Source organism: Streptomyces sp. NPDC048603 (assembly GCF_043199475.1).
In the GTDB taxonomy this organism is placed as follows: domain Bacteria; phylum Actinomycetota; class Actinomycetes; order Streptomycetales; family Streptomycetaceae; genus Streptomyces.
Genome location: NZ_JBICVY010000005.1, coordinates 261,603 through 280,599 on the forward strand (window position 1 = coordinate 261,603; position 18,997 = coordinate 280,599).

General features: G+C 72.7%; 14 protein-coding genes and 1 pseudogene. 8 read left to right on the top strand and 7 right to left on the bottom strand.

From position 1 onward, the window contains the following. Nucleotides 1-20 precede the first annotated feature (20 nt). The 6 genes from ACGFQ9_RS13965 to ACGFQ9_RS13990 form a co-directional block, all read right to left on the bottom strand. Entirely contained in the window at nucleotides 21-608 is a 588-nt protein-coding gene (locus ACGFQ9_RS13965) for an ImmA/IrrE family metallo-endopeptidase (protein WP_393573992.1), read from the bottom strand. Continuing rightward, nucleotides 605-1,075: a helix-turn-helix domain-containing protein gene (locus tag ACGFQ9_RS13970; RefSeq protein ID WP_393573993.1), complete on the bottom strand. Its 471-nt coding sequence runs from the start codon at nucleotides 1,073-1,075 to the stop codon at nucleotides 605-607. The genes ACGFQ9_RS13965 and ACGFQ9_RS13970 overlap by 4 nt, the downstream gene beginning before the upstream one ends. Before the next feature lie 316 nt (nucleotides 1,076-1,391). Beyond that, complete coding sequence (locus tag ACGFQ9_RS13975; RefSeq protein WP_393573994.1) at nucleotides 1,392-2,546, bottom strand: MAB_1171c family putative transporter; 1,155 nt, start codon at nucleotides 2,544-2,546, stop codon at nucleotides 1,392-1,394. A gap of 56 nt (nucleotides 2,547-2,602) precedes the next feature. Next, complete coding sequence (locus ACGFQ9_RS13980) at nucleotides 2,603-3,331, bottom strand: TetR/AcrR family transcriptional regulator (protein ID WP_393573995.1); 729 nt, start codon at nucleotides 3,329-3,331, stop codon at nucleotides 2,603-2,605. Between the two features lie 144 nt (nucleotides 3,332-3,475). Further along, nucleotides 3,476-3,727 carry an EF-hand domain-containing protein gene (locus ACGFQ9_RS13985; RefSeq protein ID WP_393573996.1) on the bottom strand — a complete coding sequence of 84 codons (252 nt, stop codon included), beginning with the start codon at nucleotides 3,725-3,727 and terminating at the stop codon, nucleotides 3,476-3,478. A 244-nt stretch (nucleotides 3,728-3,971) separates the two neighbouring features. Next, nucleotides 3,972-5,438: an amino acid permease gene (locus tag ACGFQ9_RS13990; protein ID WP_393573997.1), complete on the bottom strand. Its 1,467-nt coding sequence runs from the start codon at nucleotides 5,436-5,438 to the stop codon at nucleotides 3,972-3,974. 611 nt (nucleotides 5,439-6,049) lie between these two features. Between ACGFQ9_RS13990 and ACGFQ9_RS13995 the strand changes: the two genes are divergently transcribed. The 4 genes from ACGFQ9_RS13995 to ACGFQ9_RS14010 all read left to right on the top strand — a co-directional run bounded on the left by ACGFQ9_RS13995 (nucleotide 6,050) and on the right by ACGFQ9_RS14010 (nucleotide 11,333). Further along, a complete protein-coding gene (locus ACGFQ9_RS13995; protein ID WP_393573998.1) occupies nucleotides 6,050-7,099 on the top strand; it encodes a serine/threonine-protein kinase in 1,050 nt (349 codons plus the stop codon). Nucleotides 7,100-7,283: 184 nt separating this feature from the next. After that, the gene (locus tag ACGFQ9_RS14000) at nucleotides 7,284-7,841 is read left to right on the top strand and encodes a PadR family transcriptional regulator (RefSeq protein WP_393573999.1); all 558 of its coding nucleotides are present in this window, start codon (nucleotides 7,284-7,286) and stop codon (nucleotides 7,839-7,841) included. A 71-nt stretch (nucleotides 7,842-7,912) separates the two neighbouring features. Next, nucleotides 7,913-9,631: an acyl-CoA dehydrogenase family protein gene (locus tag ACGFQ9_RS14005; RefSeq protein ID WP_393574000.1), complete on the top strand. Its 1,719-nt coding sequence runs from the start codon at nucleotides 7,913-7,915 to the stop codon at nucleotides 9,629-9,631. Between the two features lie 100 nt (nucleotides 9,632-9,731). Further along, a complete protein-coding gene (locus ACGFQ9_RS14010; RefSeq protein WP_393574001.1) occupies nucleotides 9,732-11,333 on the top strand; it encodes an MFS transporter in 1,602 nt (533 codons plus the stop codon). A gap of 564 nt (nucleotides 11,334-11,897) precedes the next feature. On the opposite strand, the pseudogene ACGFQ9_RS14015 reads toward ACGFQ9_RS14010, so the two are convergent. Continuing rightward, a pseudogene (locus ACGFQ9_RS14015) lies at nucleotides 11,898-13,184 on the bottom strand (diacylglycerol/lipid kinase family protein); the annotation flags it as partial. A gap of 529 nt (nucleotides 13,185-13,713) precedes the next feature. Between ACGFQ9_RS14015 and ACGFQ9_RS14020 the strand changes: the two are divergent. From ACGFQ9_RS14020 to ACGFQ9_RS14035, 4 genes are all read left to right on the top strand, one after another. Continuing rightward, complete coding sequence (locus ACGFQ9_RS14020) at nucleotides 13,714-16,440, top strand: LuxR C-terminal-related transcriptional regulator (protein WP_393574002.1); 2,727 nt, start codon at nucleotides 13,714-13,716, stop codon at nucleotides 16,438-16,440. A 114-nt stretch (nucleotides 16,441-16,554) separates the two neighbouring features. Beyond that, nucleotides 16,555-16,752 (top strand): hypothetical protein, encoded by a 198-nt coding sequence (locus ACGFQ9_RS14025; protein ID WP_393574003.1) that lies wholly within the window; start codon nucleotides 16,555-16,557, stop codon nucleotides 16,750-16,752. A gap of 67 nt (nucleotides 16,753-16,819) precedes the next feature. After that, nucleotides 16,820-18,190 carry a hypothetical protein gene (locus ACGFQ9_RS14030; RefSeq protein WP_393574004.1) on the top strand — a complete coding sequence of 457 codons (1,371 nt, stop codon included), beginning with the start codon at nucleotides 16,820-16,822 and terminating at the stop codon, nucleotides 18,188-18,190. Between the two features lie 20 nt (nucleotides 18,191-18,210). Beyond that, entirely contained in the window at nucleotides 18,211-18,996 is a 786-nt protein-coding gene (locus tag ACGFQ9_RS14035) for a YhjD/YihY/BrkB family envelope integrity protein (protein ID WP_393574005.1), read from the top strand. Nucleotide 18,997 lies beyond the last annotated feature (1 nt).

Here is an 18,997-nt window from a genome sequence, read left to right on the forward strand (position 1 = left end):
CGTCTCCGGAACGGCGCACGTCAGATCAGGGTGCGTTCGATGCGGTGGAGCAGGGCGCTCTTCCCGGGGTCCCCGCCCTCTCCCGCTTCCGCGGCCGGGGACGCGCCGGGCGGCTGCCCGTCGTTCCCCAGCCGCTGGGAGAGCAGGTAGGCGATGATCTCCGCCTCCTGCTCCTGGACGTCGTCGTACGTCGCGCGCAGGAGCATGTCGCGTACGAGTTCGGGATCGAGGTCGGGGAACAGGAGACGGGCGGCGGCCTCGTCCAGTCCTCCGGCCCCGCGATGGCAGCAGATGATGTGGCCCAGCTCGTGCAAGATGATGTGCTCCTGATGCGCGCTGGTGGTGTTGGCGTCGTAGAAGATGAGGTCCTCCTCGCGGGCGGCGACCCACATGCCGCACGGGTGGGAGGAGGGCATCTGCATCGGGACCAGGACGATGGGGCGGTTGCGCACCTCGCCGAGGTGGCGGCACAGTTCGGCCACGTCGGCCACCTGCGGCAGGTCGAGTTCGGCGATGCGCTGCGCCCCGGCCTTCCGGAGCTTCTTCAGCCGGTTGCGCCGGTCCTGGTCGCCCGACCGCTCCTTCCTGGAGCCCCAGAGCCCGGTCATTCCGGGCCGGTGGAGCCGGAGTCGGGGACAGCGGTGTCAGGGGTGTCGGTGACCGGCGGGAGGCCCTGCATCTGCCGGTACTGGTCCATGATGGCGGTGATGGCCTGGAGGTTCTCCTTCTTCATGCCGGCCGCGCGCATCGCCACCGCGCGGACGCCGGACTGTCGCAGCGCTTCGATGGCGGCGAGCTGGCCGGCCACCGACTCGGCGACCTTGTCGTCGAAGAAGTAGGCGACGGAGACTCCGAAGAAACGGGCCAGGGCGGCCAGGAGGTCCGGTGAGGGATTGCAGCGCTTGCCCGTCCGCAGCTGCGACAAGTACACGCCGCCGACCTTGAGTTCGGGGTTGGCCCGCTTCAGTTCCTCCGCCACCTCGGCGTTGGTCCAGTGCCTGCCCTTGGGGCGGACGGTCTTGAACAGGTCGTCCAGACGCACGGCGAGCAGAGGCCGGCCCTCGGTCTCGGTCATGGTGAAGCTCCCTCCCGTCACCTCCTCGGAAATAGCCCTTGGCTATACGCCAGTTTCACAGATTAGCTGTCAGTTGACAATTGGCCTGAACTCCGCCACCGTTGGAGTCCCGCCGATAGCGGGCAGCTAACTTGGCTCACGGGGGTCGCCAAGTTGGATGGCTGTCCGTGGTGTCGGGTGATGCCGGACCGGCCCGGTCCTCGGGGGGGTGGGCCGGGCCAGTCCGGGCGGGAGCCACCCGTCCGCCCGACGCGACGCGGGGGAAACGGGGGATGCCCGCCCGGTTTGACGGGGGATGCAAACCGGGCGGGAGCTCTCAACTCGCGCTGCCGAGCTTACTGTAGGCGGAAGCGACTTTGGTGAGCCAGGCCACTTCCGCTGTGAAGTTGTCGCTATCGCGGTCCTCGAAGTCGCCCGCGTCCTTGTTGTCGTGGGGGATCGTTCCGGTGCGCTTCGCCTGCAGCGCCCGCTTGATCTGCGCGGCTTCGGTGAACGCCTGCCGCGACTCCTCGCTCGCCCCCGTGCCCGGGCCGCCCGAACCGGGTGCGGCACGGTCGATGTAGGGGCGCAAATCCCGCCACCCGTCCCGTATTTCGACCACCCGGCGGTGCAGCCGGTAGTCGAGGTCCGAGACCGAGGGCCCCGGCGGCTCCAGGGCGATGTCCGGGGACGCCTCGTAGAGGTCCCGCCAGAGCGGGTAGAGGGCCCGGTACGAGCGGTACGTACGGCTCCACTCCAGCAGACGGGCGGCCGTGGGGCCCCAGGAGGAGTTGGTCAGGCTCAGCGACAGGATGACGATGCCGGTCGCGCTGAAGAGGTTGGAGGCGAGCTTCCAGGCACCGATGTCGTACCCGGCCGCCGCGGTGAGGATGTTGACCGTCCTGGCCGTGCAGTAGAGGAACAGGACCACTGCGGCGACCGACAGCATCCGCAGGGCCTGCCGCAGCGAGGCGTTGTCCGTCATCTCGGCGTAGGGGCCGCACTGCCGGAAGATGGTCACGCACGGCACCGCCTGGGAGACGATGAACGCCAGGAGGTAGAGGAGGACCAGCGGCCGCCCGCTGCCGGTGTCGAAGTCGGAAGCCGGCCGGCCGGGGCCGTCGGCGAGGAGGAAGAGCGCCGTCAGCGCCACGTCGAGGACGATGCCGGTGACCAGCCAGTACCGCGTCCTGCGGGCGGCGTCCTCGTCGGAGGCCGCCCACCGCAGCAGGATGATCTGCGCGCTGACGCAGAAGGCGACGGCCGACAGGTGCATCAGGAGGATGGCGAGGTTGCCGACGCCCAGGAAACTCCCGCTTCCCATCGCGAGGGCACCCATGGTGAAGGTGAGGCACTGGAGCAGCAGCGTGACGATCAGTGCCCGGTAGGCGCTGTCCTTCCGGCTGCGCCGCGCCTGGGACAGCCGGTACGCGAGCGCGGCGTACGAGGACAGCGCGGCGATGCCGAAACAGAGGGTTCTGATGGTGTTCAAGTCCTGGATTTCCTACGGGTCCTGCACGCGGGTGTGGGGGGAGGGGCGGCGGAGGCTCAGCCGGTCTGCTCGTCGAGGGGGACCACGAGTCCGATGCTCTCGGCCGCCACCGCGATGGCGTAGTCGAAGAACGCGGCCTCGTCCCGGACGCTGTCGTGCGTCCGGCTGAAGACCTGGAACACCAGGAGCCCGATGAGGTTGCTCCACAGGACGATGCCGCGCTCGACGATGTCCGAGAACGGAGCCCCGGGCACGCCGCCGAACGCCTCCACGGCAGCCGGCAGGAGCAGCGGCGGACCGGGCACCGCCCGCCGCGGCGGGGTGAGTTCACCGCCCTCCAGCGCCGCCCGCACGATGCCGGCGAGCACCGCGGGGGTCCGCGCGGCGGCCGGGACCGTGTCCTGCGGGGCGTGGTAGCCCGGTACGGGGGAGCCGTAGATCAGCGTGAACTCGGCGGGGTTGGCGAAGGACCACTCCCGCAGCGCGCGGGTGACCCCGAGCAGCCGCGCACCCGCCGACGCGCCGGCCTCCCGCGCCGTCGCGTCGGCCCGCTCCATGGCGGCTGCCGAACCGTCGTAGGCATCGATGATCAGAGCGGTCAGCAGGCCGTCCCGGTCCGGGAAAGCGGCCTCCACGGCGGGGAGACCGAGCCCGCCCTCGCGCGCCACGCCGTCGAGCGACAGCCCCGCGGCCCCCGCCTTCACCAGCAACTGCCGTGCGGCGTCCTTGATCACGGTCGCCGGTGTCACGTCGTCGTCATTCGAACTGATTGCGGAAACGTTCATGCCGGAACCGTACCCGCCGCACCCACTGCCCGTGAGCGCACCGTCACGAACTCCCCACCCGCCCACCGCGATCCGGCCACACCGCCCCCACCGGCCGAGGGGCCCGGGGCCGCGCCGGAAACGAGGGGGCGGGCGGGGCGGGGATCACCAGCCGAAGCGGCGGTCGACCACGGCGGCGAACTCCTCGAAGGTCAGGAGACGGTCACCGTCCTGGTCGGCCGCGTCGAAGAGGGCGGAGGAGTCGTCGGCGCCGCCGACGCCCCAGACGGGGATCACGCCCTGTGCGGCGAGGGTGGGGCCTTTGGTCAGGAGGGCGCCGATGACCTCGGCGCGGGTCAGGGTGCCGTCCCGGTCGAGGTCGAGCGCGTCGAAGAGTATCCGTGCCTTGTCGCTCATCACGTGTCCTGTTCCCTGGAGCCGTACGCGCCGAGTCGGCCGGCGCGTCCTGTGGAGAGGGACGCCCGGTCCGCCGGGCCGGTTGCCTCCCCCGGAGGGGGAGGGGAGGGGGAAGGGGGAAGGGGAGGAAGAGGAGAGGGGGCGGGGAAAAACACGCCGACGGGGGCGTACCGGCCGGGGGAACCGGTACGCCCCCGTCAGGGAGTGCACGATGTGCTGCGGGGCGGGGCCCCGTACGGGACGGTCAGGACCGGCCCGCGGGCTCCTTCACGCTGTCGGTGCCCGCCGTGCGCGCCGCGATCTGCGGGTTGCGGGACTTCAGAACCGCCCAGCCGATCCCCAGGCAGACCGCCCAGCCGGCACCCACGTACAGGGAGACGCGGCTGTCCGGGTCGATCGCGATCATCACGGTGACCAGCAGCAGGAAGGCGACGGCGATCCAGCTGCACACGGTGCCGCCGGGAGCCGGGAAGGACGAGGCCGGGAGCTTGCCCGCGACCACCGCGCGGCGGTAGCGGATGTGGCTGACCAGGATCATCATCCAGGTCCAGATGCCCGCAGCGGTCGCCACCGACATGACGTACCCGAACGCCTTCTCCGGGACGACGTAGTTGAGGACCACGCCGATGCCCATCAGGGCGGCGGAGAGGGAGATGGCCACGGCCGGGGTCTTGGTGGCGCTCAGCCGGCCCAGCAGCTTGGGGGCCTCGGAGTTGGCCGCCAGGTCACGCAGCATGCGGCCGGTTGAGTACATGCCCGAGTTGCAGGAGGACAGGGCCGCGGTGAGGACCACGAAGTTGACGATGGCCGCACCCGCCGGGATGCCGATCTTGGCGAAGGCCGCCACGAACGGGCTGACGCCAGGCTGGAACTCGGTCCACTTCACGACCATCAGGATCACGCTGAGGGCACCGACGTAGAAGACGATGATGCGCCAGGGCAGGGTGTTGATGGCCTTGGGGAGGGTCTTCTCCGGGTTCTCCGACTCGCCCGCGGTGACGCCGACGAGCTCGACGGCCAGGTAGGCGAACATGACGCCCTGCAGGGTCATCAGGCTGGAGCCGACGCCCTTGGGGAAGATGCCGTCGAAGGCCCAGAGGTTCGACACGGCGGCGGTGTCACCGGCGGCGCTGAAGCCGAAGGTCACGACACCGATGCCGATCACGATCATGCCGATCAGGGCGGTGACCTTGACCATCGAGAACCAGAACTCGATCTCGCCGAAGATCTTCACCGAGATGAGGTTGGCGACGTACAGCACGACCAGGAAGACCAGGGCGGTGGTCCACTGGGGCACGCTCGGGAACCAGTAGTGCATGTAGATCGCCGCGGCGGTCAGCTCGGCCATGCCGGTGACGACCCACATGAGCCAGTACGTCCACCCGGTCACGAACCCGAAGAACGGGCCGAGGAACTCGCGGGCGTACTCCGCGAAGGAACCCGAGACGGGCCGGTAGAGGAGCAGCTCGCCGAGCGCCCGCATGATGAAGAAGACGATCACGCCGGCGAGGGCGTACATGAGGATGAGGCTGGGCCCGGCCTTCGCGATGTTCGCGCCCGCGCCCAGGAAGAGGCCGACGCCGATGGCGCCGCCGATGGCGATCATCTGGACCTGGCGGCTGCCGAGCCCGCGCTCGTAGCCCTCCTCGGGCGTGCCGCCCGTGGTCCCGCTGTCGTCGCCCTTGTGCATGTCGACCTGCGTCGAGGTCATGTGTGGTGCGCCTTTCCGCTCCATGCCGAACCGCGCCGTTCTCGGCTGCGGATCGGGTTCCGATCCCCCGGATGGTGATGGAGTTGCTGCCGGCGATCGGCCGGCCCCAGCGCCCCTGCTCGGACATGGGTGGTCCGGCAGGCGGTCGTGAAGATTTATCACGGCATCCGGCCGGTGACTGTGGGGCACATCACCGGCAAATCGGCCATTCGGCGGTGACCAGGCCGAAAGGCCCTTGTGCGGTGATGCGATCGTTATCCGGATCTGAGCCTCCGCTGAGCGAACACGAGATGACATCCAGGCAACACGTGCCGCTCCGGGCACGCCCCCGCTCGCTACCGCCGCGTAGCGTGATCGTTTCGGCTTCCGGGTCCTCGTGTGCGAGCGTCCCCGCGCCCCTTCGCGCGCCCTTGTGCCGCCGCCGGATGTGGACGAAGGTACGACTTCCGAAAACGCCACGGCCGGACGAACGAGCGAACGAACGAGCGAACGAACGAGGGGAACGCACGGTGACCGAACCGTCCCGGGGCGCGTCCTCTTCTTCACGGAGTGGAACTCCCACGTGGCCCGGCTGCGCGAGCTGCAGGACTGGAAACCGGTGGGCCGCTGACATGACGGTGCACCCCGGCCAGGTCCTGAACCGGCGGTACCGGCTCGACGCGCGCCTGGGCCACGGGGCGCAGGGAGCCGTCTGGCTCGGTCACGACCTGCGGCTCGACTGCCAGGTAGCGGTCAAAGTGGCCCTGCTCGACCGGGGCCCGGGCGGCCCCTCGGAGGAGCGGGACCGTGCCGTCGAGCGCTTCGGCAAGGAGGCCCGGGCCATGGCGCGGGTCCGCAAACACCCTCATGTCGCGGTCATCCACGACTACGGCGAGGACGGCGGCACCCTCTACCACGTCATGGACTACATCGATGGCACGCCCCTGTCGTCCCACACGGGACGGGGACGGCAGCTCACGCTGGAACAGACCGTGCGGTGGACCCGGCACATCTGTGCCGGACTCGCCGAGGCGCACGCCGTCGGCGTGGTCCACCGGGACATCAAGCCCGCCAACGTCGTCATCGACACCGCCGGATCGGCGCACGTGGTCGACTTCGGGCCGGCCCTCCTGCCCAGCGCCTCGCTCTCCCAGGGTCCGCCCATGGGCACCCCGCACTACACCGCCCCCGAACGCTTCGCCGGCCTGCGGGCGACCGTGCGCAGTGACCTGTACTCACTGGGCTGTGTCGTCTACGAGATGCTCACCGGCTGGTCCCCGTTCGGGCACGTCAGGGAACCCCTCCCCCTGATGTGGCATCACGCGAGCGTGCCGCCCGAGTCGCCGCGCGCGGCCCGTCCGGGCATCCCCGCCGCCCTGGACCGCCTGGTGATGAGCATGCTGGAGAAGGAGCCGGAGCGGCGTCCGCCCGACGCGCCGACCGTGGCGGAGCAGGTCGGGGAGATCGCCTATGCGTCCGACCGGAGCGCGGACCCGCACGTGGACGCGCGGCACGTGGGCGAGATCCGGGATCTGGAGCGGTTCATCCAGAGTCATGCGGAAGGGCCGCGGGCGGCGGACCCCGAGGTGCTCGACGCGCGGGCCCGGCACGCTCGGCTCACCGGAGAGTCCGGCGACCCGCGTGGCGCGGCCTCGCTCTACCAGCGGCTGGGGCAGGACTGAGTACGCCTGCTCGGGCCGGACGACGGCCGGGCCTTTGACGCGTACCGGGAGGCGTCCCGCTGGCAGGAGCGCATCGGCTGACTGCCGGTCGGCCGACTGGCAGGCCGGCGGTGTGCGGGTGAGCCGCGTCTCACCCGGGTGCGCCCGCTTGTCTATGCAACGAGTTGCATAGAGGATCGGGGGCATGGCGCTCGAGCACGCGATCCTCGTCTCCCTGCTGGAGAAGCCGGGCTCCGGCTACGAACTCGCCCGGCGGTTCGAACGGTCCATCGGCTACTTCTGGACCGCCACCCACCAGCAGATCTACCGGGTCCTCAAGCGCATGGAGGGCGAGGGACTGCTCGCCGTGCGCGAGGTGCCGCAGCAGGGCCGGCCGGACAAGAAGGAGTACTCCGTCGCCGGTCCCGGCCGCGAGGCCCTCTCCCGGTGGCTGCACGAGCCGATCGAACCCGAGAGCCTGCGCCACGACCTCGCCGTGAAGATCCGCGGAGCGGCCTTCGACGACCCGGCCGCGCTGATCCGCGAGGTGGAGCGGCACCACCGGGTGCACAGTGACCGGCTCGCCCACTACCTGGCCGGGGAGCTGCGCGACTTCACCGGCCCGCAGGCCCCCGTACCCCTGGATCCCGGCCGGGAACTCCAGCACGTCGTGCTGCGCGGTGGCATCGCCTACGAGCGCATGTCGGTCGACTGGCTCGACGACGTCCTCGCCACCCTCCGCCGGCTCGCCGCGGCCCCGTGACCGGGCCCGCGGCCGGCGCACCGTACTCCTTTTCACCCCTCATCCAGCGAACCCCGGAAAGGCGGACCTCCATGGCCGACGCCCTGCTGTTCAACCCGCACACCTACGACCCGGCGCACTTCGACCCGGAGACCCGCCGGCTGCTGCGCGCCACCGTCGACTGGTTCGAGGGCCGCGGCAAGCGCAGGCTGATCGAGGACTACCGCTCCCGGGCCTGGCTGGCGGACTTCCTCGCGTTCGCCGCCAAGGAGAACCTCTTCTCCACGTTCCTCACCCCGGCCTCCGCCGCCACCGGGGACGACCAGCGCTGGGACACCGCCCGGATCGCCGCCCTCAACGAGATATTCGGCTTCTACGGCCTGGACTACTGGTACGCCTGGCAGGTGACCATCCTCGGCCTCGGCCCGGTCTGGCAGAGCGACAACGCGGCCGCCCGCGCCCGTGCGGCCGAACTGCTCGCCCAGGGCGAGGTCTTCGCCTTCGGCCTGTCCGAGAAGACCCGCGGCGCCGACATCTACTCCACCGACATGCTGCTGGAGCCGGACGGCAACGGCGGCTTCCGGGCCACCGGCTCCAAGTACTACATCGGCAACGGCAACGCCGCCGGGCTGGTCTCCGTCTTCGGCCGCCGCACCGACATGGAGGGCCCGGACGCGTACGTCTTCTTCGCCGCCGACAGCCGCCACCCGGACTACCACCTCGTCAAGAACGTCGTGGACTCCTCCAAGTACGTCAGCGAGTTCCGCCTGGAGGGCTACCCGGTCTCCGCCGAGGACGTCCTGCACACCGGCCGTGCCGCCTTCGACGCCGCCCTCAACACCGTCAACGTCGGCAAGTTCAACCTGTGCACCGCCTCGATCGGCATCTGCGAGCACGCGATGTACGAGGCCGTGACGCATGCCCACAACCGCGTCCTCTACGGGCGCCCCGTCACCGCCTTCCCGCACGTGCGCCGCGAGCTGGCCGACGCCTACGTCCGCCTGGTCGGCATGAAGCTGTTCAGCGACCGCGCCGTGGACTACTTCCGCTCCGCCGGTCCCGAGGACCGCCGCTACCTCCTCTTCAACCCGATGACGAAGATGAAGGTGACCACGGAGGGCGAGAAGGTCATCGACCTGATGTGGGACGTCATCGCCGCCAAGGGCTTCGAGAAGGACAACTACTTCGCCCAGGCGGCCGTGGAGATCCGCGGCCTGCCCAAGCTGGAGGGCACCGTCCACGTCAACCTCGCGCTGATCCTCAAGTTCATGCGCAACCACCTGCTGGAGCCGGTCGACTACCCGGCCGTGCCGACCCGGCTGGACGCGGCCGACGACGACTTCCTGTTCCGCCAGGGCCCGGCCCGCGGCCTGGGCTCCGTACGCTTCCACGACTGGCGGCCCGCCTTCGACGCGTACGCCGGGGTCCCGAACGTGGCCCGGTTCCGCGAGCAGGCCGACGCGCTGTGCACCTTCGTCGCCACGACGGCCCCGGACGAGGCGCAGAGCCGCGACCTGGACTTCCTGCTCTCCGTCGGCCAGCTCTTCGCCCTGGTCGTGCACGGCCAGCTGATCCTGGAGCAGGCCAGCCTGACGGACCTGGACCGGGACGTCCTCGACGAGCTGTTCTCCGTCCTGGTCCGCGACTTCTCCGGCCACGCCGTCGAACTCCACGGCAAGGACTCCGCGACCGGGGAGCAGCAGGCCTGGGCGCTGGCCGCGGTCCGCCGCCCGGTCGTGGACGAGGCGCGCGCGGCCCGGGTCTGGGCCCGGGTGGAGGCCCTGTCGGGCGCGTACGAGATGGCGCCGTAGCCGCATCGAATCAGCCGGGAGACTTGCGTCCGAAATGCACGGAAATGCCGGTTCCTCTTCGTAGGGTGAACCGGCAACGGCCGGGCACGGAGGTGGCGCAGTGCGGCGATGGCGGGCTCTGGTGGTGCTCGGCACCGCGCAGTTCCTGATGGTGCTGGACACCGCGGTCATGAACGTCTCCATCAGCGCCCTGGTGGAGGACTTCGACACCGAGGTCACCGCCATCCAGGCCGTGATCACGCTCTACACCCTGGTCATGGCCGCGTTCATGATCACCGGCGGGAAGACCGGCGACATCATCGGGCGCCGCCGGGCCTTCACCGTGGGTCTCTGCGTCTACGGAGTGGGGTCCGCCCTCACGGCGCTCGCGCCCGAACTCTGGGTCCTCATGCTCGGCTGGTCGGTCATCGAGGGCCTGGGCGGGGCCCTGGTCCTGCCCGCCCTCGCGGCACTCGTCGCCGGCGCGTACCAGGGCCGGGACCGGGCCGTGGCCTACGGAGTGATCGGCGGGCTGGCGGGTGCGGGCATCGCGGTCGGCCCGCTGCTGGGCGGCTATGTGACCACGTACCTCACCTGGCGCGTGGTCTTCGCCGGTGAGGTCGTGCTCGTGCTCGCCATGCTCTGCGTGGTCCGCTGGATCCCGGAGCCGCCGCAGCCGGAGCGGACGCCCCGCCTCGACGCCGTCGGCGTGGTGCTGTCCGCCCTCGGCCTGGCCTGCGTGGTGCTCGGCATCCTGCAGAGCGCCACCTGGGGCTGGGTGCAGCCGCGCGACGTTCCGTTCACCGTGTTCGGGTTCGCCCCCACCCTGTTCGTCATCGCCGCGGGCGGCCTCCTGCTCTGGCTGTTCCGCACCTGGGAACGGCGCCGGGAGCGCCAGGGCCAGGACCCGCTGGTCAGCTTCTCCCTGCTGCGCATCCCGCCCATGCGGGCCGGGCTCACCCTGCTGCTGGGTCAGAACCTCGTCCTGCTGGGCCTGTTCTTCGTCATCCCCCTGTACCTCCAGATCGTGCAGGGCCTCAACGCCTTCGAGACGGGTCTGCGGCTGCTGCCGGTGTCGGTGACGATGTTCCTCTCCGCGCTCAGCGGCCCCCTCCTGGGCCGTCTGGCCGGTCCCCGCACGGTGGTGCGGGCAGGGCTGGGCGTCCTCCTCGCCGCCATCGCCTGGCTGCTCTCGACGATCCGGCCGGAGCTCGACGACGCCTCGTTCGCCTGGGCCATGGCCGTGCTCGGCGTCGGCATGGGCCTGCTGGCCTCCCAGCTGGGCAACGTGGTGCAGTCCAGCGTCGAGGAGGGACGGCGCAGTGAGGCCGGCGGACTCCAGTACACCGCCCAGAACCTGGGTTCCTCGGTGGGCACCGCGCTCATCGGATCGGTGCTGATCGTCGCGCTCGCGGGTGTGTTCGTCCAGCAGATCGAAGAGAACCCGGCCATCTCGGACGCCGTGCGGGAACAGACCGGCATCGCGGTCGAGAAGGGCATCAGCTTCGTCTCCACCGACCAGGTACGGGCGGCCGCCGAGCAGGCCGGCGTACCGCCGGCGGAGGCCGACGCGTACGTGGCCGAGTACGCGGAGGCGCAGCTCGCCGGCCTCAAGGCGGCCATCCTCGCCGCCGGGGGCGTCACCCTCTGCTGCCTCCCCTTCACCCGCCGGCTGCCCGTCGAAGCGCTGGGCGGCACCGGCGGCACGCCGGCGGCGTCCTGACGGCGCGTCGCCCGCCCGTGCTCAGTGGGACAGGGCCGTCTTCAGGGCCACGATCACCGCACCGAGCAGCAGGTTGACCACCGCCGCCAGGATGACCAGACGGCGTGGCGCACCCGCCCGCACCGCCCCGGTGACCGCCCAGCCGATCTGCCCGGTGAGGGCGACGGCGAGCGCGAACCACGCCGTCCCCTGGGGGCCGAGGCCGAGCGGCTGGCTCAGGGCGACCGCGGCGGCCGGCGGTACGGCCGCTTTGACGAGGGGGTTCTCGTCCGCGCACACCGTGCGGAACTCGTGCCAGGTCAGCGGCTCGTTGGCCAGGGACGCCCCGAACAGGTGGGCGAAGACGTGCGCGGCCCAGAACACCACGCCCGTGCCGAGCAGCAGCACGATCAGCTCCACCTTCGGGAACTTGCCGAGCTCGCCGGCGCCCACGACCACGGAGGCGGCGAGCATCGATCCGTACACGGCGCCGGAGTAGTCGAACCGCCTCCGGTCGGCCGGACTCCGCCGCCAGTGCCGGTGCGTGTGCGGGTGGTCCCGCGTCCCGCCCTGCACGGGCTGCCCGCCCACGGCCGCCCGTCCCATCGTCAGGGCGAGCCTGCGCACCGCGGCCCAGTTCATCGGCACCCCCGCCCGGACGCCGGGCCGGTGGCGGGGGAGCAGCACCCGCAGGGCGCCGGGCTCCACCCGGCAGCGCACCGGTGCGGGCATCGTGAGCGACTCGCCGTCCACACCGACCCGGACGAACGCGGCGTCCGAGTCCACCTCGACCTCACGGGCGGTCAGCGCGGTCAGGCCGGCCGCCTGCCCGCCCCGCAGGATGCCCGCCGCCTGCGCGGCGTTGTTCACCTTCACCCCGAGGACGCCGAGGGTGCCGGTGTCCAGCCGGGTGCGCCGGCCCAGTCCCGCCGGGTCGCCCCGGCCGTACGGATTGTTGCTCACCAGCACCGCCTGCGGAGCCTCGACGGTCGTGCCGTCCGCGCGCAGGGTCAGCCGGGGGCCGCTCTGCTGCGCCAGGAGGTCCGGCAGCAGCGCCAGGGTCGTACGCAGCTTGTCGTCGCGGTAGGCCGGGCTCTGGACCACCTCCGCGTACGTGCCGAAGGAGGCGTTGTTGACGAAGGCGCGGTCCTCGATCCGGCCGAGGTCCACCCGTACCTCCACCCCGTCGGTCAGCGCGTCCAGGCAGGTCGACGGGTCGTCGCGGTCCAGCCCGAGGTCCATCGCGAAGTGGTTGCGGGTGCCGGCGCTGACGACCAGGAACCGTACGCCGCGTTCCGCGGCCACCCCGGCCACCAGGGCCTGCGTCCCGTCGCCTCCGGCCACGCCCACCAGGTCGGCGCCCCGGTCCACCGCCCGCCGGGCGAGTTCGGCGACGTCCTGGGGATGGTCGGGGTCGAGGAGCGCCACCTCGGCACCCAGGGCCTCGGCCTTCTCCCGCAGGTGGAAGGCGCCCACCTTCCCGCCCCCGGACCGCGGGTTCATGATGATGAACGGCCGTTTCGGCGGTACCGCCCGGTGCTCGGGCATGGCGAAGGCGCCCTCGTCGGCGAGGGCCGCCCGGCCGGCCGCCACCGCCAGCGCCCACAGGAGGGCCGCGCACAGCACGACCCAGAGCAGCCCGGCGCGCGCGTACCAGACGATCACGGCGGCGGGCGCCGCCACGAAGAACAGCAGCGCGAGCCACCGGACCGGGCCGCGGTGGGCCAGTACCAGCCAGGCGGCGGCAGCCGTGGCGGCCACCCCGGCCAGCCCCACCACCAGCAGGACGATGCTGCGGAATCCGGCGAACACCAGCATGACGACCAGAGCCGCCGCGCCGGACAGCAGCGCCAGCCGTGCCTTGGCGTGCATGCTCACCTGGTGGACCTCCGCTCGGCCGGTTCCCGTACGTGACTCCATTGAGCGCCGGACCGGCCCGCCCCGCATCGCCCACCCCGGGCGACCCTCCGCCCCCCGGCACCCTCCGCCCCCGGCACCCCTCTGCCCCGGCCGCCCTTCCGCCCCGGCCGCCCTTCCGGCTCGGGCGCCCTCCGGCTCGGCGCCCCTTCGGCCCGGGGTGACTCCTCGGCCCCGGCCGACCTCCGGCCCGGGCACCCGGCTGGCTTCAGTGCCCGTGCCCGCGCGACCCGCGTGCCCGGGCGCCTCCTGCCCCGGGCGTTCCGCCCGGATCGGGATGCCGCGCGGGTCCGGGGCGCCCCGCGGGTCCCCGAGTCGTGCCCTGCCGGGGTGCCCCGGCCCGGGTGTCTTCCGCCCCGGGGCGTTCCGCCCGGCCGGGATGCCCCGCCGCTCCGGCGTTGGCGATCACCGGCAGGGGCCGTGACCATGGAACGAGCCGGGCTCCCGACCAGGCCGGCTCCGCCTCCCCACGGGGGATACCTCCATGACCCTGCCTCTCACCCGCCTCCGAACCCCGCGCGTGGACACCCCGGACGTCCGCGGAGGGCAGCTTCCCCCGTATCCCGGCCCGGAGGCCGCCCCGTACCCCGGCACCGAGCCGCCGCGCCGGGGCCCGGAGCCGGACGCCCCGCCCGACCCACTGCTCGCCACCAAGCTCGCGGTGCCCTTCCCGGACCCCGGCCTGGTCCGCCGCCGGCGGCTGCTGGACCGGCTCACCCGGGGGACCCGGGGCCCGCTGACGGTCATCACGGGCGGCGCGGGCACCGGCAAGACGGCCCTCGTGGCTTCCTGGGTCCGCTCCGGGGGGCCGGCGGGCCCGGTGGTCTGGCTGACCCTCGACGAGGACGACGCACCCGGCGCGTTCTGGGCCTACGTCCTCGAAGGGCTCCGGCGCCAGGGGCTCCTCACCGACGACGCCGTCGGCACCCCCGCCTGCCCCGACGGCGTCGACCGAGCCCTGCTGGTCCGGCTGGCCGCCGCACTCGAACGCCTGACCAGGCCCCTGGTACTCGTCCTCGACGACCTCGACAAGCTGCCCGGCAGGGACGTCTACGCCGGTCTGCGCTTCGTCGCCGAACACGCCGGCCCGGCCCTCCGGCTGGTCCTCGTGGGCCGTGAGGACCCGCCGCTGCCGCTCCACCGCCACCGCACCGAGGGCAGCATCCACGAGATACGCGAGCGGGACCTGGCGTTCACCCGGCGCGAGGCGGCATCGCTGCTGCGGGGCACCGGCCCCGCCCCCGACCAGGAGGTCGTGGAGCTGCTGCACGCCCGCACCGAGGGCTGGGCCGCGGGACTGCGCCTGTGCGCCCTGGCGATGGCCGGGGCCGAGGACCCGGCCGCCTTCGCCCGGTCGTTCACCGCCACGGAACAGGCCGTGGCCGCGTACCTCCTCACCGAAGTCCTCGCCGCCCAGCCGGTCCCCTCCCGGCGGCTGCTGCTGCGGACCGGCATCCTGCCCCGGGTCCACCCCGACCTCGCCGCCTTCCTGACCGGACAGGCCGACGCCGAGCGGATCCTGCGCGGCCTGGCCCGGGCGCACGCCTTCGTCGAGCCCGTCAACGGCACCCGGTGGTACCGCTTCCACCCCTTGTTCTCGGAAGTCCTGCGGGCCCACCTGCGCAGTGAGCAGCCCGAGCTGGAACCCCTGATGCACCGCCGCGCGGCCCGCTGGTTCGCGGACCGCGGACGGACCGCCGAGGCGGTGGACCAGGCCGCCGCCGGAGGCGACTGGCGCTACGCCTCCACCCTGGCCGTGCGGCACCTGATGGTCGGCCCGCTGCTCGCCGGCCCCGGCGCCGTCCCGTCGGCCGAGACCTTCTCGCACATGCCCGACGACACCCCCGGAACCGCGGCCGCCCTGGTCGCCGCGGCCTGCCGGCTGGCCCGCGAGGACACGGCCGGCTGCCGCGCCCGGCTGGCCCGGGCCGAACGCCGCATGATCCGCGACGCACCCCGGACCGGCCCGGCCGAGCTGCTCACCGCGGCCCTGCTGAGGCTCCTGTGCGCCCCCGACCACCTCGCCGCCGAGGAGGCGGCGCACCGCGTCGCCGGACTGATGGCGCACGTGCCGCCGGAGGAACGCGTCCGGCACCCCGAGATCGAGCCGCTGCGGCTCTACGGCCTGGCCGGCGCCCTGCTGCGCGCCGGACACCTGCGCCGGGCCCGCGCCGTACTGGAGGAGACCGTCCGGGCCGGCGCCGACGACACCACCGCACTGCTGCGCCACCGGTCCCTGGGACGGCTCGCGCTGGCCGAGGCCGTCCAGGGAGACCTGACGGACGCAACCGAGCACGCCACGGCCTCGCTGGAGGTCGCGGACCGGCACGGCATCCTCCCGGAGCACCGCTCCGCGGCGGCGGCCCTGGCCCTGGCCTCGGTGGCCGTCGACCGGGGCGAGCCGCACGCCGCCGCCGTACAGCTCGACCGGGCGGAGCTGCTGCCGGACAGCTCCTCCGACCCGGTCCTGCGGGCGGAACGCGCGGTGCTCCGCGCGGAGGCCGACCTGGCCCTGGGACACCGGCAGGACGCCCTCACCGCCCTCGGCGAGCCGGCCCCGGCCGGTGCGCCCGGCCCGGCGGCGCGCCTCGCGGTCACCCGCGCCGCCGCCGCCCTGGCCCACGGGGACCCCGACACGGCCGTCGCCGCCCTGGAACGCGTCACGGACGGACCGCCCAGCTGCGCGGTCGCCCTCGCACGGGCCCACCTCGCCGCCGGGCGCCCCGGCCTCGCCCTGCCGCTGATCCGGGACGCCGAGGACGCCGCCGAGACGACCACCCCGGACCGGGTGCGCCTCGCCCTGCTGCGCTCCCACCACGCCCTGCTGGCAGGGGACGAGGGCACGGCACGCGACCGGCTGGTGGAGGCCCTGGACACCGCGCGCCCCGAGCGCCTGGTCCGCCCGTTCACCGAGGCGGGCCCCTGGGTACGGCACCTGGCCGGCGGGCTCGACGGGCGCCGCGAGGCCTGCAACTGGCTCGACGCCGCCCCGCCGGACCGCGCCGGACCCGCCGTGGTCGAGGCGCTGAGCCCGCGGGAGCGGGAGGTGCTCGCCAAGGTCGCACGGATGATGTCGACCGAGGAGATCGCCGCCGAACTGCAGCTGTCCGTCAACACCGTGAAGACCCATCTGCGGGGCATCTACCGCAAGCTGTGCGTCTCGCGGCGGCGCGACGCCGTGGAACGCGCCCGGGAGCTGCACATCCTCTGAACCACTCCTCACCTCCCACGGGTGAAGCGGGCGGCCCGGCCGCCAGGCCAGCATGGTGGAGGCCCCGACCCGGGGCGTCGGCAGGCTCCGGCAGGGACGGAAGGACTGCTGCCCATGCGCTACGAATTCCGGATCACCGGTCTCGTGTCCGAGCCGCTGTCCCACGCCTTCCCGGAGCTCGACACGGCACCCGTGTACCGGCAGACCCTCTTCTTCGGCACCGTCACGGACGAGGCCCATCTCTACGGCCTGCTCAGCCGGTTCCGGGACCTGGGCCTGCGCGTCGAGGAGATGCGGCGCCTTCCGGACTGAACCCTTCCGGACCGACCCCTTCCGATGTGCCCGGCGGCCGACGCCGCCCGGCCCGTGAGGAGGAAGCATGGACCCCACCGCCCCGGCCCCGGACAACCGAGGGGGCCGTGCCGAGGACCGCCCGCTGACCGCGGAGGAGCGCGCGGAGTACGAACGGCTGCGCAAGTCCGCTTCCGTACGCCACCGGCGGCTGCGCTACGGCGCCGCCTCGGTGCTGCTCCTGCTGGCCCTCCTGCTGTCCCCGGTCGCCGTCCTCTCCGCCTGGCTGCACAACACGATCTCCGACCAGGACCGGTACGTGCAGACGGTCGCCCCGCTCGCGGAGAACCCCGCGGTGCAGGGCGCCGTCACCGACAAGCTGACCAACCGCATCGTCTCCAACATCGACGTGAAGGCCATCACCGAAGCCCTCCAGCGGGCCCTGCAGCAGGCGGACGCGCCGCCGCTGATCGTGGAGAAGTCCGAGGCGCTCGAAGGCCCCCTGAAGGGCGCGATCTCCTCCGCGGTGCGCTCGGTGGTGTCCAAGCTGGTGACGAGCGAGCAGTTCGAGACGGTGTGGACCGAGGCCAACAAGCGCGCCCAGGCCGCCGTGGAGAAGGTGCTCACCGGTGAGGGCTCCAGTGCCGTCCAGGCCAGCGGCGACACCGTCGTCCTGAACATCGGCACCCTGACCGACGAACTCAAACAGCGCCTCGTCGACGCGGGCTTCGAGAAGGCCTCCGCCATCCCCGAGGTGGACAAGCAGATACCGCTGCTCCAGACCGAGAAGCTCAACAAGGCCCAGGACGCGATGCGGCTGCTGAACGTGGTGGGCGTGTGGCTGCCGATCCTGGTGCTCGTCCTGGCCGCCCTGGCCATCTGGGCCGCCCCCGCCCACCGGGTGTGGCTGCTGGCCACCGCGATCGGACTGTTCGTCATGATGCTCGTGCTGCTCGTCGCCCTGGCAGTGGCGCGGCGCATCTACCTCGACTCGGTCCCCCCGGCCACCCTGCCCCCGGACGCGGCCGCCGCCGTCTACGACACGCTGGTGCGCTTCCTGCGGCAGAGCACCCGTACGCTCCTCGTGCTCTCCGTGATCACGGGGCTCGCGGCGTACCTCTACGGTCCCGGACGCGGTGCCCGGTTCGTGCGCAAGGCCGCCACCCGGGCCACCGGTGCCACCGGGCGCTCCCTCGAACGCATCGGCCTGCGCACCGGACTGACCGGGCACTGGCTGCAGGAGCACCGGAAGTGGACCACTGGCCTGGTGATCGGAGCGGGTGCACTCGTCCTGCTGCTCTGGAACTACCCCACTCCGGGAGTCGTGGCCCTGGTCTTCGGGATCGTCGTCGTCCTGCTGTTCGTCCTGGGCGTCCTCGCGGCGGCCCCGGGTGACGCCGGGCGGCACGGTGCCGGCGGGGACGGGCCGAAGCACGGACCCGGCGTCAGCACCGGATGAACCTGCGCGGAGCGCGGGCCGTGGCCGAGCGCCTCACGGCGCCCCTGGAGCACCTCACGGCCCGCCTCCTCGAAGTCAACCTCGTGGAGAGCGCGATCAGGCTGGCCGCCCAGACCTTCCTGGCCGCGCTCCCCCTTCTCATCGTGGTGGCCGCGTTCGCGCCCCCGGACCTGCAGGACCTGATGGCCGACTCGCTGAGCGCGGTCCTCGGCATCCGCGGCGAGACCCTCCAGGAGGTGCGCACGGCGTACCAGGCGGAGGGATCGGTGCGGGACGCCTCCGGGGCCGTCGGCATCCTCGTCGCGCTGCTCTCGGCGACGGCACTGAGCCGGGCCCTCCAGCGGGTGTGCGAACGCATCTGGCGCCTGCCCAAGGCGAGTCTCCGCAACGCCGCCTGGCGCTGGCTGGCCTGGCTGGTGGTGTGGCTGGTGGTGCTCTTCTGCCAGGCCCCGATCCGCGACGGCTTCGGCACCGGCTCCGCACTGGGCGTGGTGCTCGCACTGATCGTGTCCGTCCTGCTGTGGTGGTGGACGCCGCACCTGATGCTGTGCGGGCGGATCGGCTGGGCCCCGCTGCTGCCCGGAGCCCTGCTCACCGGCCTCGCGATGGTCCTGGTCGGGTACGCGTCGGAACTCCTCATGCCGGGGGCCATGCAGCGCGGCTACCAGGAGTTCGGCCCGCTCGGCCCCGTCTTCACCCTGCTCACCTGGCTGATCACGGTGTTCGTGGTGGCCGTGGTGGGCCTGACCCTCGGGCAGTGGGCCGGCACCTCGGCCTGGTACGGGCGGTTCACCCGCCGGGGGTGAT

Bases quoted from the DNA above. Each gene is read 5' to 3' on its own strand.
- ACGFQ9_RS14025 (WP_393574003.1), top strand. From the start codon at position 16,555: ATGCGCTACGAATTCCGGATCACCGGTCTCGTGTCCGAGCCGCTGTCC.
- ACGFQ9_RS14030 (WP_393574004.1), top strand. From the start codon at position 16,820: ATGGACCCCACCGCCCCGGCCCCGGACAACCGAGGGGGCCGTGCCGAG.
- ACGFQ9_RS13980 (WP_393573995.1), bottom strand. From the start codon at position 3,331: ATGAACGTTTCCGCAATCAGTTCGAATGACGACGACGTGACACCGGCG.
- ACGFQ9_RS13970 (WP_393573993.1), bottom strand. From the start codon at position 1,075: ATGACCGAGACCGAGGGCCGGCCTCTGCTCGCCGTGCGTCTGGACGAC.
- ACGFQ9_RS14005 (WP_393574000.1), top strand. From the start codon at position 7,913: ATGGCCGACGCCCTGCTGTTCAACCCGCACACCTACGACCCGGCGCAC.
- ACGFQ9_RS13965 (WP_393573992.1), bottom strand. From the start codon at position 608: ATGACCGGGCTCTGGGGCTCCAGGAAGGAGCGGTCGGGCGACCAGGAC.
- ACGFQ9_RS14000 (WP_393573999.1), top strand. From the start codon at position 7,284: ATGGCGCTCGAGCACGCGATCCTCGTCTCCCTGCTGGAGAAGCCGGGC.
- ACGFQ9_RS14020 (WP_393574002.1), top strand. From the start codon at position 13,714: ATGACCCTGCCTCTCACCCGCCTCCGAACCCCGCGCGTGGACACCCCG.
- ACGFQ9_RS13995 (WP_393573998.1), top strand. From the start codon at position 6,050: ATGACGGTGCACCCCGGCCAGGTCCTGAACCGGCGGTACCGGCTCGAC.
- ACGFQ9_RS13990 (WP_393573997.1), bottom strand. From the start codon at position 5,438: ATGACCTCGACGCAGGTCGACATGCACAAGGGCGACGACAGCGGGACC.
- ACGFQ9_RS13985 (WP_393573996.1), bottom strand. From the start codon at position 3,727: ATGAGCGACAAGGCACGGATACTCTTCGACGCGCTCGACCTCGACCGG.